General features: G+C 46.4%; 12 protein-coding genes. 6 read left to right on the top strand and 6 right to left on the bottom strand.

The genetic code is table 11. The features are described from left to right. Positions 1 to 146: 146 nt before the first annotated feature. Complete coding sequence (locus BC792_RS15390; RefSeq protein WP_148909905.1) at positions 147 to 749, top strand: trimeric intracellular cation channel family protein; 603 nt, start codon at positions 147 to 149, stop codon at positions 747 to 749. An 80-nt stretch (positions 750 to 829) separates the two neighbouring features. Here BC792_RS15390 and def read toward each other — a convergent pair whose 3' ends face one another. Further along, positions 830 to 1,417 (bottom strand): peptide deformylase, encoded by a 588-nt coding sequence (def, locus tag BC792_RS15385; protein WP_148909904.1) that lies wholly within the window; start codon positions 1,415 to 1,417, stop codon positions 830 to 832. A gap of 40 nt (positions 1,418 to 1,457) precedes the next feature. On the opposite strand from def, the gene BC792_RS15380 reads away from it, so the two are divergent. The 3 genes from BC792_RS15380 (at position 1,458) to miaA (ending at position 4,560) form a co-directional block, all read left to right on the top strand. Further along, positions 1,458 to 2,267, top strand: coding sequence for a hypothetical protein (locus BC792_RS15380; protein WP_148909903.1), 810 nt, complete (start codon positions 1,458 to 1,460; stop codon positions 2,265 to 2,267). Positions 2,268 to 2,422: 155 nt separating this feature from the next. After that, positions 2,423 to 3,595, top strand: coding sequence for a Gfo/Idh/MocA family protein (locus tag BC792_RS15375; RefSeq protein ID WP_148909902.1), 1,173 nt, complete (start codon positions 2,423 to 2,425; stop codon positions 3,593 to 3,595). 32 nt (positions 3,596 to 3,627) lie between these two features. Further along, entirely contained in the window at positions 3,628 to 4,560 is a 933-nt protein-coding gene (miaA, locus tag BC792_RS15370; protein WP_148909901.1) for a tRNA (adenosine(37)-N6)-dimethylallyltransferase MiaA, read from the top strand. A gap of 32 nt (positions 4,561 to 4,592) precedes the next feature. On the opposite strand, the gene BC792_RS15365 is transcribed toward miaA, so the two are convergent. The 5 genes from BC792_RS15365 to BC792_RS15345 all read right to left on the bottom strand — a co-directional run bounded on the left by BC792_RS15365 (position 4,593) and on the right by BC792_RS15345 (position 9,379). Then, positions 4,593 to 6,146 carry an Rne/Rng family ribonuclease gene (locus BC792_RS15365; RefSeq protein ID WP_148909900.1) on the bottom strand — a complete coding sequence of 518 codons (1,554 nt, stop codon included), beginning with the start codon at positions 6,144 to 6,146 and terminating at the stop codon, positions 4,593 to 4,595. Between the two features lie 289 nt (positions 6,147 to 6,435). Beyond that, positions 6,436 to 7,269: a tetratricopeptide repeat protein gene (locus BC792_RS15360; protein ID WP_148909899.1), complete on the bottom strand. Its 834-nt coding sequence runs from the start codon at positions 7,267 to 7,269 to the stop codon at positions 6,436 to 6,438. 6 nt (positions 7,270 to 7,275) lie between these two features. Next, positions 7,276 to 7,560, bottom strand: coding sequence for an HU family DNA-binding protein (locus BC792_RS15355; protein WP_093364748.1), 285 nt, complete (start codon positions 7,558 to 7,560; stop codon positions 7,276 to 7,278). Positions 7,561 to 7,794: 234 nt separating this feature from the next. Further along, positions 7,795 to 8,844, bottom strand: a complete 1,050-nt coding sequence (locus tag BC792_RS15350; RefSeq protein ID WP_148909898.1) for a PLP-dependent aminotransferase family protein — start codon at positions 8,842 to 8,844, stop codon at positions 7,795 to 7,797. Positions 8,845 to 8,914: 70 nt separating this feature from the next. After that, positions 8,915 to 9,379, bottom strand: coding sequence for a hypothetical protein (locus BC792_RS15345; protein ID WP_148909897.1), 465 nt, complete (start codon positions 9,377 to 9,379; stop codon positions 8,915 to 8,917). Positions 9,380 to 9,688: 309 nt separating this feature from the next. Between BC792_RS15345 and BC792_RS15340 the strand changes: the two genes are divergently transcribed. Both BC792_RS15340 and BC792_RS15335 read left to right on the top strand, forming a co-directional pair. Then, entirely contained in the window at positions 9,689 to 12,841 is a 3,153-nt protein-coding gene (locus BC792_RS15340; RefSeq protein ID WP_148909896.1) for a S41 family peptidase, read from the top strand. 229 nt (positions 12,842 to 13,070) lie between these two features. Then, the gene (locus tag BC792_RS15335; RefSeq protein WP_246155137.1) at positions 13,071 to 16,199 is read left to right on the top strand and encodes a TonB-dependent receptor; all 3,129 of its coding nucleotides are present in this window, start codon (positions 13,071 to 13,073) and stop codon (positions 16,197 to 16,199) included. The last annotated feature ends 11 nt before the right edge of the window (positions 16,200 to 16,210 follow it).

Raw genomic sequence — 16,210 nt, 5'->3', positions numbered from 1 at the left:
AACCCTTTAAACAAAAATGACCGAGTAAGGGAACACCTATACTCAGTCATTTCTTTAAATCTCATTAAAAAATTGAGGCTTTTTCAGTGCCCTCCAAACAATAATCGTTTTTTTTAGTATTATTGTAAAACAAGCTGCAGACGCCGATGAACATCATCTATTTCATTGATTTGTTAGGAACCATGGTTTTTGCTATCTCCGGAGCTATGGCAGCAAATCGAAAACACATCGACATTTTTGGAGCCACGTTTACGGGATTTGTTACCGCCATCGGCGGAGGATCACTCCGCGACGTATTTCTCAATCTGAGGCCGGTATGGGTCGACGACGGAAACTATCTCCTCGCTATCCTTACCGGCGTAACAATCTCCATGCTTGCCAACAAACAACTAGACAGACTTGCCAGGACGTTGTTTTTCTTTGACGCTATAGGAATAGGCTTCTTTTGCATTGTGGGTTTACAGAAATCGCTTACGCACGGCAGCTCGGAGATTGCGGCTATTGTGCTGGGCATGTTCTCTGCTGTGATGGGAGGTGTCATCCGCGATACCCTCATGAACGAAACGCCGCTGATTTTCCGCAAGGAGATCTATGCGACGGCCTGTCTGTCGGGCGCTATTTTATACGTGGTCCTTGGTGTAATAGGTGTGGATCCTACTATTAACGCATTTGCATCTGCTTCACTTATCTTCCTCATCCGTCTGGTCGCAGTAAAATACAAACTTTCGCTTCCGGTTGTCGGGGGATAGTCCGTCTATAGCGAGCCGTATGATAAAGAAAAGTATACGATGCCCCAAAAGCTCCATCTGCTTTGGGAGCACTGTACTACTTACCTTTTCTTTTTAAGGTTCGGAAACTTCATTTTATATCCTACACGTATCATCCCCTTGGATATTGCGTCTAATCTGCTTTTAAGCATAGCCTTTTTTAGTGGCCCAAGCTTATCCACAAACAGTTTTCCTTCAATATGGTCATATTCATGCTGAACGATACGGGCCGCGAGTCCGGTCAACATCACTTCCTGTTCTTCAAAGTTTTCGTCTAAATAATTAATCAGAACGTTCGACGGACGTACGACCTCCTCATTGATATCCGGTATACTAAGACAACCTTCGTTAAAACCCCATTTCTCGCCACTTTCTTCAAGAATGATCGGGTTGATCAAGACCTTCTTGAAGTCTTTCAGCGAAGGATCTCCTTCTCCGTCTTCATCGTCTTCCGCAAAGGGCGACGCATCAATCACAAACAAACGTATAGGCAAACCGACCTGTGGAGCCGCCAAACCCACGCCCCGCGCCGCATACATCGTTTCAAACATGTCGTCTATCAACTGTTTGAGGTTCGGGTAGTCTTCGTCAATCTCCTCTGCCTTCTTTCTCAAGATGGGATCGCCGTATGCTACAATAGGTAACTTCATACTTTCAAATTTCTCCGCAAAGGTACCAATAATAATTTATATGGATTTAGATTCTGCTAACTTTGTAGCGATGGGCGACGATATCCGGATATATATAAAAGATTTTATCAAGGAGCTGGAGGAGGCTCTACAAATCCGCTTGGTATGTGGCCGGCAAGCGCATGTAGTAACGCTGTACACCGAAGTTCCTCAGTTTTCCCTTTTTATCTATCTACCTGTATCGGGGGGACGGATCCCCAGCGCTCCACATCGGACATTTCATGTGGATTACGACCAGTTGCGGCACGAGCGTAAAAAAATCTGTCTAAGGCTGGCGGCGCTACTTGGCAAGGGAGGGGTGGTGTATGCCCGACAAACCGTGGCAGTAAGAATAGAAAAAAAAGTTGCCCATGCTTTTTTGGCTGAACATCACTTACAGGCGCCCATAACGGGAAAGTACCGCTACGGATTATTCCATCAGGGCGAGCTGGTGTCCATTGCTGTATTCAGCGGAGGTCGCCATATGCGGGATAAAGCGGAAACCTACCGCTCTTTCGAGTTGTTGCGTTTTTGCCATAAATCGGGACTGCGCGTGGTCGGTGGTCTATCCAAGCTGATCTCAGCTTTTGTATCAGAATTCCAACCGGACGACATAATGACTTATGTAGACCGGGACTGGTCGCAAGAGTCTAACCTTCAGACCCTCGGGTTTGAAAACAGGGGCGAGACAGCACCCCAACGATATTGGATCACCGACGAGGGGAGGACAGCGATAAAAAGCGAACAACATCTGCACGAACTCATGAACATGGCGCCGGGCGGCTATCTACGCAGCAATTGTGGAAGCCTCAAACTTGTGCTGCCCCTATAAAAAGCCTGTTCGCTATGCCAGCTTCGTTCCGCCTTCGGAAAACTCCGGAGATTGATCGTCCCGTGTCGGCCTGCCGTACAATTAAAATTGGATATAAAGGCAAAATTATCTAAGTTTAACCTTAGAAAAAAGAAACCTTAAACTTACACAGTCTTATGAAACGTAAATTACGTATGGGTATGGTTGGCGGCGGCAAGGATGCCTTTATTGGCGCCGTGCACCGTATAGCAGCCTTTATGGATGGTAAAATAGAGTTAGTTTGCGGAGCGTTCAGCGTCAACCCCGAGATCTCGAAACAATCGGGTGAAGAGCTGTTTGTGTCACCCGATAGGATATACGCAACCTACGAGGAAATGATCCAGAAAGAGGCCCAGCTCCCTGAAGGGGAGCGTATGGACTTTTTAACGATCGTTACCCCGAACTTCCTGCACTTTGGTCCGGCAAAACTCGCTCTGGAAAACGGCTTCGACGTCGTTGTGGAAAAACCGATGACCGTTACCCTGGACGAAGCCAAAGAGTTGGAAAGAATCGTAGAAAGTACCGGCCGCACGCTCTGTTTAACCCACACCTATTCGGGCTATCCTATGGTCAAGCAGGCCAAAGCCATGGTACACGATGGGCACTTTGGAAAAATCCGAAAAATTGTTGTTGAATACCCGCAGGGCTGGCTTAGCCGCCTAACAGAACGGGAAGGAAATGCCGGAGCGGCCTGGCGGGCAGATCCTAAAAAGTCCGGGCTTTCTTTGGTTATGGGCGATATTGGAACACATGCGGCGCATCTTGCGGAATACGTAACAGGTCTACGTATAACCGATTTATGCGCAGATCTAACAACATTTGTTGAAGGACGTCAGCTCGACGACGACGGCTCTGTCTTATTGCGTTTTGAGGAAGGTGCCAAGGGCGTCCTCATGGCCTCGCAGATCTCGGCGGGAGAAGAGAACGCTGTACGGATCCGCGTATATGGGGAAAAAGGCGGACTAGAATGGGCCAACGAAGATCCAAATAACCTCATCATCAAAATGCTGGATCAGCCAAGACAGATCTACCGTACAGGGAACGCCTACGCCGCCCCGTATACCCTTAGCTCTTTCGCTACACACAATACACGTATCCCTGCAGGACATCCGGAAGGGCTACTCGAGTCGTTTGCCAATATCTATAGAAACTTCGCCGCTACTGTAAGCGCTAAACGCGAAGGAAGAACGCCGACTCCAGAAGAGCTCGACTTCCCATCCGTAAAAGATGGCGTGCGCGGTATGGCCTTCGTACAAAACGTCGTGGCCAGCAATGAAAGCAACGAAAAATGGACTAAATTTGTGGTGTGATAAGCCCTTCGTCTATACTTCATTTCAATCAGGTGAAAGATAATCTTTCGCCTGATTTGCTTTATACCATTTTGGGACCAACGGCTTCCGGGAAGACCCAGCTCGGCGTCGCTTTGGCAAAGGTCATGAACGGGGAGGTCATCAGCGTAGACTCGCGCCAAGTATATCGGGGAATGGATATTGGCACCGGCAAAGACCTCCGTGAGTACGGTGATGTCCATTATCACCTTATCAATATTAGAAACCCGGACGAGCGGTACGACGTATCGCAATTTCAAACCGACTTCCATACGGCGTACGAGGACATATTATCGCGGAGCAAATGCCCCATCGCTGTAGGGGGGACCGGCCTGTATCTACGTTCCCTGTTTGTATCCCAGCCTTACATCCAGGTTCCGGTAAATGCGCCACTGCGTGAGCAACTTCTCCCTCTGACCAAAGAAGAGCTAAGAAGCAGGCTGCAACGTTACAGCATCCCACCAGATTTCCAGGTAGACGTAAGCTCGCATAAAAGACTTGTCCGTGCCGTTGAGATTCTCGAAGCAGTACGAAACGGTCTGTTTCAAATGCCCTCGCCGCCAGCTCCGAGCTATCCGGCCATAATCTTCGGTATAGATCCGCAGGTCGAAATACGTCGCGGCCGTATTAGCCAACGTTTAAAAGAAAGGATGGATGAGGGCCTTGAAGAAGAAGTAAAGCGTCTGTTGGACATGGGGATGACCCACGAGGATCTTCAATATTTCGGGCTCGAATATAAGTATACTTCGCTGTATCTACTTGGTCAGCTGGACAGGGCTTCTTTCTACAGCAAGCTGGAAACAGAAATCCACCGCTACGCTAAGAGGCAGATGACGTTTTTCCGAAAAATGGAAAAAGAAGGTCTCCTTATACAGTGGCTGCAGGCGGGCAGCACAGAAGATCAGCTTCAGGAAATATTGCACCTGCTTGCAAACAAAAAGAGGTAACACCGTGTGTCACCCCTTTTCGTAATGTCTTGTTATAACTTAATTTCTTCATCCTTATTGTTAAAGAATCGGAATTGTGTTAAGTAATAAGATGATACGGTCTTAATTTTAATCCACTTGCCGTATTTAAAGAACCACTTGAGCCTTTTGGAAAACAGACCAGACGTAATGTAGGCGCCTATATAAGGGTGTACACATAAAGTTATTCCCTGTTCATTCTGTTCCTGAAGAATAAAACTCAAATTATTCTCTATATCATCAAGCAATACAATGCTTGAGCGGATTTCGCCAGTACCTTCACAAGCTGGACACTTTTCGTTTGTCACGACGCTCATTTCGGGTCTGACTCGTTGCCTTGTTATCTGCACCAAGCCAAATTTACTTGGTGGGAGGATGGTATGTTTTGCGCGGTCATTTGCCATACACTCCTTTAAAAAACTATGCAACTCTTTTCTGTTGGCCGGTTTATGCATGTCAATGAAATCAATGACTACAATTCCGCCCATATCGCGCAGCCGCAACTGTCTAGCGATTTCCTTTGCGGCCTCCTTATTAACCAAGAGCGCATTTTCCTCCTGATTTTCCTTGCTGGCAATCCGGTTGCCACTATTGACATCCACAACGTGGAGTGCCTCGGTGTGCTCAATGACTAAATAGGCACCACCTTGTAAGTTCACCGTCTTGCCGAATGACGCCTTAATCTGCCTTTCGACGCCAAAGTGGTCAAAGATAGGCTCTTTATGTTTATAGAGCTTCACTATCTTTTCCAGATCGGGCGAAATTTCCTGTACATAGGATTTTACTTCGTCGTAAAGGGCCTGATCATTTACATGAATATGCGTGAATTCATCCGTTAAGATATCGCGCAAAATGGTAGAAGCTCTATCCATTTCGCCGAGGACCTTATGTGATGGTTCTGCATTCTTAAGGCGTTTGGTAAACAGCTCCCATTTCGAGATTAAATCGAGCAGATCTTTCTGCATCTCTTCAACCCCTTTTCCTTCGGACACCGTCCGGATGATAACACCGAAGTTTGCAGGTTTGATACTTTCTACAATCTTCTTTAGCCGTGTCCGTTCGGCGTTTCCTTTAATCCTCTTGGAAATGGAAACCGTGCTCGAAAAAGGCACCAATACAACAAATCTACCTGCTATCGAGAGGTCCGAACTCAATCGGGGCCCCTTTGTCGAAATAGGTTCCTTGGCAATCTGTACGGGCAAAAGCACGTTTCGGCTCAAAATGTCCGATATTTTTCCGGCTTTATCAATATCTTTTTCAAGCTTCAAACTATTGAGTAGCTTCTCTTGATAGCTACCGTTCTTTACTATACGCGTAAGCTTGAGCAAAGACTGAACCTGTGGTCCTAAATCCAAATAATGTAAGAACGCATCTTTTTCGTAGCCTACATCTACGAAAGCGGCATTTAGGCCGGGCATGATCTTTTTAATCCGCCCTAGATAAATATCGCCAACAGCGAAATTGTTATCGGCCTGTTCCTTGTTCAGCTCAACAAGCTGTTTGTCCTGTAGTAAAGCAATAGTTACTCCCTTGTCGGGAGTCGAATCAATAATTAGTTCCTTTACCAACAGCTACTTACTTTAACACGCCTGCACAACTTAATGCATGGAGTGTGTGATGAAACATAAAAACCCGTTAATGAAAAAATACAATCTATAGTCTTACCGAAGCGAAACCATAGATTGTACGATGTCTTATGCGGCTTCAGCCTAAAAGACCAACAAGCTTATTTCTTCTTGTGTCTGTTTTTTCTTAAACGTTTTTTACGCTTGTGAGTAGCCATTTTGTGTCTTTTTCTTTTTTTTCCGCTTGGCATAGCTTTAATGTTTTTAAATGATTATAAAATAAATATGTTAATTACTTACTCAGCTCTTCGACTCTTTTATCGATGAACTGGGATAGGGTAGGATCGGCAGCTAATTCCTTGCTTTTTTGAAAAGCAGCAATTGCTTCGTTCTTTAGCCCAATATTTTCGTATCCCGTTGCCAGATAGAAATACGATTCAGCATCTGGTTTCAACTCGACAACAGTTTTGAAACGTTCAATAGCTTTGTCAAATTGACGGGACTGTAGTGAAAATAGTCCTAACGTTTTGTTTGCCTGAATATTTTTAGGGTCTTTCTCAACCACCTCTCTCAACAGCGCAATGCCCGCCATTGGATTGTTTGTTCCGGTTACCATTGCGGCCCCTAGACCGGTCTTCGCATCCAGGCTATTGCCATCCAGTTCTGTTGCTTTTTCATAGGATTGGATAGCCAACCGGTTTAACTCCGCCGCCATCGCCGTGTCCTGCAGGTTCGTATATGCAGAACGGTAAGCGTCACCAGCCTTTAACCAATATTCAAATTTAGGAGAAATTTTCGCCATTTCCTCATAAATAAAACCTTGAGGTGCATATTTGGCTAAATCGTCCCACTTTTTAGCAAGCTGCTCCAATAAAGCGAGCTTTTCGTCGCCACTGGCCTTTTCTGCCTTTTCTTCTAATGCCGTGATTTCCTGGGCTAAACCAGGGTTGATAGATTGCTTGGTAATATCAGATACACTTTTGAAGTTAAAAGCAGATGAGGATTCAGCGGTCGTAGACGCTTTTGTCCCTTTATCTTCCGTTACCAAACCTTTTATAGGCCGCGCAAGCAACACGCCCATGAGGGCTACAACTGACACGATTACTACTATTTGTTTGGTATTCATAAATCCTTATTTATTTCCTTGTTTAACTTTTTCCACAAAAACTTTTGCCGGCTTAAAGCTAGGCACGTAGTGGGCTGGAATAATGATCGCTGTATTTTTTGAAATGTTACGCGCTGTTTTTTCCGCTCTTTTTTTCACCACGAAGCTACCAAAACCTCTAACGTACACATTCTCGCCGCTAATCATCGCATTTTTTACAACCTTGAAAAACGCTTCAACTGTTTCTTGAACATCTACTTTCTCTAAGCCTGTTTTGTTAGAGATCTCCGCAATAATTTCTGCTTTAGTCATATCTGTCTTTACTGTAATTATTTATTTCTCAACCCTTAACGCAATAGCAGTTTGGGGATGCAAAAGTATCTTTTTTTTATGATGTTTAAAAATTTATTTCTGTTTTTTTGCCAAACATGACGCTTCCGAAACTTTTCTGTATCAGATATTTAACTACAAATAGAAAAAAAATAGACTATTAACCTCGGTCAAAATTCCATAGACATTTAGTTTTCAACGCCTTATTACATTGCCTCACCGAATGGCACTGGCAACAGCCCCTAGGCGTTCTATATCTTCTTGCTGGTGCAGGGCCGAGAGAACAATCCTATTAATTGTCGGATCTTTAGCGGATGGATACGGGAAGCTGGATATCAGGATGTTCTGCTGAAGGAAATCATCAAAAGCGCCGACCTTTCCTACCGTAAACACGGGGAAGGCAGGAATAGAAGTAAACCCCGCCCCCAAAAGGACCTGCAATCGGGAAATATTTTGCTGCAACCGCTCGACCTGTCTGCGGTAAACCCATTCGCCCGCTATGAGCGCATACAGGGAGGCCGGACTAGAAGGGGAGGCTCCTGAAAAAATCGGCGAGTTCCGGAATAGAGAGGCCATTTCCTGCGAACAGAATATTGCTCCCGCGTCTGTTCCCATCCCTTTAGCCAGCGACGCTACAACCACGACCTCCCGTTTATGTCCCCGCAACCGATCTGGGTTTACGGCGAAATTGTAGGCCGCCTGAACCCCGATACCGTGCGAATCGTCCAAGAGGAAGTATATCTGTTTGTCTTCGGCAATATGGTCGAACGGCGAGAAATCATGTACAGCCGGCGTTAAATTATCAAATGTGTTGGTGACGATCACAAAAGAATCGTGGGGCGACCGATTTATGTAGCCAACCGTTTCCCCTGCCCACGAGGAAAACGCGCTCTTCGGAACCGACGCCTCTCCGTCCCACAATGCCGGGTGCGCACCCGGAGCATAAAGTACTTGCCCTAACCTTTTCAATTGCTGTATACAAAGCTGTGCCGCCAAATATCCGCTTGAAAGAACGAGACATTGCTCCATTCCAAAACGCTTTGCCAAATGGCTCTCGACCTCTTCATAAATAGCTAATTGAACGTTGTTGCTTCGGGAGGTACCGTTATTCAGACCATAGCGGTGTATTCCATTTTTGTATATCTCGATGTAGTCAGGATCTACGAGTAGGCCCAGGTACGCAGTACCACCAAAAAAGAGATATTCCCTGCCTTGAACCCAGACCTTTCGGCCGGTCGGCTGCTGCAAATGCCGAAATGTATCCATTGAAACGATTTACAACAAAAATACGTGTTTTATCCAAAAGAACGGCAACTACGCAAAAAAACGCAAACACTTAGTTCAAATGGAAATTCAGCGGGACATTAATACTGATTGAACCTGTTATGCCGTGGAAAGGTCTTAACCCTTCTTTCGTCCGTAGATCGAATCCGTATCCGACGGCGAAGTCAACAACCGATAAAAGACCTACACCAACCTTAGGTGTTATGGTATAAGGGTTAATCTCCGCTTTAATGAATGGGAAGAGTAACCTATCACTAAGATAATATGTTACGCCAACCTCCGGGAAGACTACGGTCTGCCCGCCCATTCTGGTGAAGTTAGCTCCGGCATCGAACTTAATGTACTGTTTCTCATTTGGGGCGAAAAGTCCCCAACCGGAGAGCTTTATAAAGTTGCCATTCTGATATTGCCATCCGACAGAAGGTCCCCATATCCAATTATTTCCGCCAGTACGCTGGGCGGAGCAGAAACCCACACTCCAGACAATACAACCGATCGCTAATAACACTCTTTTCATATGTAAGTAATTATGTGTATATCGCGGGAAAAACCACTCCGTCCGGCCTTAATCGGGCGGCGACGACCAGCACGTGCATTGTCCCGCAACTTATCTGCATGCTAAACTTAGATAAAACGGCCCTATATACAAAGAACAATTATATTTTATATAAGGATTTCGTTCCGATCCGAGGTTGTAAAAAAAACAATACGGACCTTCTGGGATATGGCAGAAGTTATACCTTTGTAAAAACACTGATTATGAATGCGTATCTGTCAGGTCGACAGATACCCGCAGCTGTTTAGGCACATTTTTACACCAATTTATATGTTCAATAAAAAGATCGCTTTTTTTGCTTTGTCCATGACTGTGGCTTCCTGGACAATGGCGCAGCAACCATCCTTTTTGTCTTATCCAACATTAAGCCCCGACGGAAGCACGCTTGTGTTTAGTTACGAGGGTGATTTATGGAAAGTTCCAAGCGAAGGGGGGCCGGCGCTACGGTTGACCGCAATGGACGGCAACGAGATCAGCCCGAGAATATCGCCCGATGGGCAATGGCTCGCCTTTTCCTCTAATCAAAACGGCAATATGGACGTTTACATCATGCCACTTGGTGGAGGCGATATTCAGCAGTTGACCTATCACGATGGAAGCGACGAAGTGGACAGCTGGAGCTGGGATAGCAAAACCATTTACTTTACGTCTTCGCGTTACAATCGTTTTAGTAGCTATAAAGTAAGGCGCGAAGGAGGAACAGCATCGCGTGTTTTTCCGCACTATTTCAATTATATCCATGGGATGGTAGAGACGCCCAACGGCGAGCTTCTGTTCAATGACTCCTGGGAGAGCTACTCTTCTGCTAACCGGAAGCGGTATAAAGGAGCGTTCAATCCCGACATATATTCCTACAATCCCAAAAGCAATACCTTTAAGCAATATACGGACTATATAGGAAAAGACTTTTGGCCAAGCGTCGACCGACAGGGAAACATCTATTTTGCTTCAGACGAAGGGACAGACGAGTATAACCTATTTACTTTCCGCAATGGCAAAAAGGCTGCTCTGACCCAATTTAAGGAATCTATAAAACGTCCGTCGGTGTCGGCCGACGGCAGCAAAATTGTATTTGAAAAAGATTATCAGCTGTATATTTATAATGTCAAGGATCAAAAAACGACTCAGCCAAGCATACAGCTCGCCCGGAATAGCGTGCTTGGGAAGTCTAAAGAATTTGACGTGAATACGGCCATCAGCTATTTCGATGTTTCGCCCGACGGAAAAAAGATGGCCTTTATATCGCGGGGAGAGGTGTTCGTAAGTGATATAGAAGGTAAGTTTGTCCGCAAAATGCCCGGAAACGGCGAACGGGCGATGGAGGTTAAATGGCTAAAGGACAACAAAACGTTGCTTTTCAGTCAGACGCACAAAGGTTACCAAAACTGGTTTACCCGAAACGCGGACGGCACGGGCGTGGTTAAGCAGCATACAAGCGACTTACGGAACAATAGAGATGTTGTATTAAACAAGGAGCTAACAAAAGCTGTTTATCTAAGCGGAAGGGATGAAGTCCGCCTCATGGACCTCAGCTCGTTTAAAAGTTCTGTTATCGTAAAGGACGAGATATGGGCATTTCAAAATTCATCTCCATCCTTCTCTCCGGATGGCAATTATGTATTATTCACGGCAATCCGCAACTTCGAGCAGGATATCTTTGTACACAACCTCTCCAACGGCCAAACAACGAATCTTACCAACACGGGCGTGACCGAAGCAAGCCCTTACTGGTCTCCGGACGGGAAATACATTTACTTTGCAAGCAACCGCACCAAACCCGCCTATCCTACAGGTATGCAGTTCTCCAGCATCTATAAGATGGCGTTGGAAAATATAGATGAACCCTATCGACAGAGCAAATTTGACGAGCTCTTCCGCGATGCTAAGCCGGAAAAGAACGACACGACAAACACCAAAGATAAAAACGCCAAAAAGACGCCTTCTGCTGCGGAAACAAAGAACCAGATCGTTACTATCGATTTTGAGCATCTGTCCGACAGGATAAGCCAGGTGAGCCCTTCATCCGGGACGCAGCACAATCCTGCGGTGTTTCAGAAAGGGGATAAGACCTTTGTTTTCTTTTCCTCCAATCATGAGGGTAAAGGCGCACTCTACCGGCATGTATCGGAGCCATTTGAGGAAGGAAAAACGGAAAAGGTGACCGACACGCATATAGCCCAGCTTTTCGAAGTAGGAGGGAAGCACTATGCGTTAAGCAGCGGTACTATACACAAGTACAATATCGACGCCAATAAGCTGGACAAAGTGAATATCAGCTTTAAGTTTACCCGCGATCTGGCACAGGAATTCAAACAGATGTTTTATGAGACCTGGGCGGGCATAGAAGAGAACTTTTACGACGCCGATTTCCACGGGGTAAACTGGGCAGGGGTTAAACGTAAATATGAGGGATATTTGGATGCCATCAATACGCGGACGGATCTACGCATACTCCTGAACGATATGCTCGGCGAATTGAACTCATCCCACCTGGGTTTCAATTCGACCGGCGCAGAAGAGCGTAAAGCCTTCAACTTTGTAACAAACGAACTCGGCCTCATTTATGATGCAGAAGATCCATTTCGAGTAGCCCGCATCGTACCAAACAGTCCGGCGTCGCGTAAGGAAGTGGATATCAAAGCCGGGGATAGACTGGTCGCTGTGAATGGGCAGGAAATAGATCCGTCAGCAGATCGGGACTTGTATTTTACGTGGCCCTCACTCGCCCCGGAAATCCAGCTCACCGTTGCACGGGATGGGAAAGAGCATGATGTGAACATTCGTCCGCAAAGCAGCAGCAGTTTCAAAGAGCTGCTTTATGACGAATGGATAAAGGAAAATCGGCACAAAGTAGATACGTGGAGCAACAACCGCATCGCTTACTCCCATATGAAAAACATGGGCGGGGGCGAATTGAATCGCTTTCTTATAGATATGGCAGAGCAGGAAAATAATAAGGAAGCGATCATCCTGGATTTGCGCTACAATACGGGCGGCAATGTACACGACGAAGTGCTCCGGTTTCTTCAGCAACGTCCCTATCTTCAATGGCAGTATAGGGGAGGCAAGAGAGCTCCTCAGGGCAACTTCACGCCCGCAGGAAAACCCATCGTACTGCTGATTAATGAGCAGTCTTTAAGCGATGCAGAAATGACCGCCGCGGGTTTCAAAGCCCTGAAGCTCGGTAAAGTCATCGGAACCGAGACCTACCGCTGGATTATATTTACTTCCGCCAAAGGATTGGTGGACGGATCAATGTATCGCGTTCCTGCGTGGGGATGTTATACGCTGGAAGGCCAGGATCTGGAAATGAGCGGAGTCTCTCCGGATATTTATGTAAAGAATACGGTTGCAGACAGAATCGCTGACAAGGACCCGCAATTAGAAAGAGCCGTAGCAGAGATATTAAAAGATCTTCCATAACGCGATTTTCACACCCATAGGAAGCCCCCGAAAGTTTAGCCGCTTTCGGGGGCTTTTTTTATAACGTTGACCGTACTGTCGGGGCTCTGCCTATCTGCAAACGAGCGGCCCTTAACAAATCCTTAAAACTTCGCTTCTTTTGAGTTAATAATGCACACCTAGCTTTGTGGCACACTAAATCGAAATTAACAACATGATTCCATCACGAAAAAAACAAACATTTTATTGTTTGCTACTGACCTTACTTGGTCTTGTGCTACATCTGAGTACGTTTGCTCAAGGCACCCAGGCTTCTATCCGGGGATCCGTGACGAACGCGTCTAATACGGCGGTAAGTGGAACGACGATTCGGGTACGAAACGAATCGACGGGTTTCACAACGACAACCGTGACGAACGAGCGGGGCAATTTTGACCTCAAACAGTTGCCGCTGGGAGGTCCCTATACGGTTACTGCTACGCATGTGCAAGATGGAGAAGGATCTGTGACAGGCGTCCACTTAAATCAGGGAGATGTTGCCCAGGTGGACATCCAGATCGTTTCCAATTCCCGCGCCCTGGACGCTGTGGAAATTAATGCTTCGGGCCTGAAGAACACGAAAGACTACCTTGGAGCGGCGACAGCCTTCTCATCAAAGGATATCAAGTCTCTTCCGGTCAACGGCCGTAACTTTACATCGCTAACCGACCTGTCGCCGCTGGCCAGAGGAGGAAGCATCTCGGGACAGCTCGGTTCCTCAACCAACTTTACCATCGACGGTATGAACGCCAAGAACCCAACTTCGGCCGGTGCTACGACAAGCCGAAGCGGCGCTCCTTATTCTATTTCCATGGAAGCCGTACGTGAGTTTAAGGTCGTTACCAACCAATATGACGTGACTTTTGGACGCAGCGGAGGCGGTACAATCAGCGCCGCGACTAAATCTGGTACAAATACCGTTACCGGTTCTGCGTTTGTGTTTGGTCGGACAGACTGGCTTACCAGCAAATACGATATCCGTGGAAATCCCAGAATCGGAGATTATTCCACGTATCAATACGGCTTTTCTTTGGGCGGACCAATTATCAAGGACAAACTACACTTTTTCGCGGTTTGGGACAGACAGCAGGATAACAGATCACTGCTGATTGCAGACATACGTGGAGGTGCAAACGAGGAGCTCTACCGGATCGGGCAGGCAACCCTTGATCGTTATCTGGGAATTGCACAAGGCAAATATGGCGTTGCTGCCGGAGCTCAGACAGGCGCAATTCCAAAAAAACGTACTTCCGACGCAGGCTTCCTCCGCCTCGACTGGCAAATTAACGAAAAAAACCTCTTGACCATCCGAAACAATCTGACCTACGACTACAATCCGCTGGGGTTAGCAGATAATACGACCATTAATATCCTCGAGTCGTACGGAAACGACAAGAACTTCGACAATAGCTTCCTCGCTACGCTCCGGACGGCGATCTCTCCTCGTTTAACCAATGAGGTAAAACTGCAGCATTTATATGTTTATCAGAACAGCACCCAAAACGATCAGATTGGACGCAATTATATTCCACGGGCAATTGTCGAGCAGGTAGCTTCCGAAATTAACGGCACCAACTTGCAGACTAACATACAGCTTGGCGGACACCGTTTTGCGCAGGAAGGATTTAAAAACAACGTATTCCAACTGGTAAACAACCTATACTACGACACGAATTGGGCCAAGTATACATTCGGTATAGACATTATGGCCACCCACTCTCAATCGAGATATGGATCAGAAGTTAATGGACGCTTCCATTTCACGGGCCTGGATAACTTCGAGAACATGACTCCATATCGTTATTATCGGGAGGTTCCGCTAAAAGATGATGTTACGGTAAAAGGAACGATAGCCAATGTGGGTTTATATGGCCAATTGCGTAAGAACCTTGCTGCCGGATTTGAAATGACGGCAGGTCTACGGATGGATTACGCATCGTACCCCAAAGCCACATTCAATCAGCTTGTTTTTGATGAGTTGGGCATCCGCACCGACAATAAGCTTGCGTCCTTTATTCTGCAACCCCGCTTACAGTTCAACTGGGATATCAATCAAAACCAGACGGATTTCTTGCGCTTTGGGGCAGGTATCTTTGCATCCGACATCAACAACTACATGATCATCAACAACCTGACGTTCGACGGATCCAATTTTGCTACCGTGGACGTACGGGGCACGGCAGTACCAGCGCCTGACTTTATTAGATATAGACAGGATCCCAGCGCTATACCTAGTCTATCGCAGTACCAGGTGCCGACAATAAATTATACAGGCCAAGACGCCGACGTTCCGACCGTGTATAAGGCCAACTTATCATACACGCGCTTCATCACCGATCGCTTTAAGATTAGTGCCACCGGATATATGACGTTAGGACGGAACAACTATACCTATATTGAGCGTAACATGGTGCAGGACCCGTTCTTCCGCTTGGCAAACGAAGGTAACCGCGGAGTATACGTTCCTGCCGAGTCCATACCAGCGAACGGACAGCCGGATTGGCAACAAGGACGTATTTCCAGTGAGTTAGGCCGTGTTTTGGAGTTAACCAGTATCGGAAAGATCAACCAGTACGCCATTGTCCTTGACGGAACTTACAACTACTATAAAGACGGCGTTATTAACGTTAGCTATACATGGAACGACACAAAAGACAACACATCATTTAATGGAAACGTAGCCAACACCGCCACATTAGTACAACCCGTAGTCGACGATCCACGCAATCTAAGTGCGATTACGTACTCGGATAATCAATTCCGGCACAAGGTTGTCGTATACGGTACGCTGCCTACGTTTTGGGGCGTCAATGTCGGACTCCGCTATACAGGTCTGGGCGGAACCCGCTTTAGTCTGCTCTCTGGAGCGAACACCAACGGCGATTTCGTTACGTCGTCCAACGACTTAGCTTTTATCTTCGACTATACAAATCCTAATACACCGGAAAACATCCGCAACGGCCTTCAGGCCATATTAGACAATCCGGAAGCCAGCCAGAGTATGAAAGATTTCATTATAAACTCTGCAGGAAAAATTGCGGAACGCAATGGGGGCGTTAACGGATTCTTCGGCACAGTTGATTTACGTGTAGCCAAAGAGTTCAAGTTTTACAAAACACACGGATTCGAAGTTTCTGCGGAGATCTTCAATTTCATGAACATGCTGAACAAAGAGTGGGGTGTCACGAAGAACCTCGGCAACCAGGCTATTTACGGGTTGCAAAGAGAAGGGTTTGATCAGACATCGAGACAGTTCAGATATAATGTGAACAGTGTCGGTCTTGCCAACCCTAGCGGAAATCCGTTTCAGGTACAGCTCGGCGTAAGATACGCGTTTTAACACGTCCATCT

It is taken from the genome of Sphingobacterium allocomposti, from assembly GCF_008124885.1.
Lineage (GTDB): Bacteria > Bacteroidota > Bacteroidia > Sphingobacteriales > Sphingobacteriaceae > Sphingobacterium > Sphingobacterium allocomposti.
Note: the sequence above shows the minus strand (reverse complement) of the source record. Positions and strands in the feature narration are given on the sequence as shown.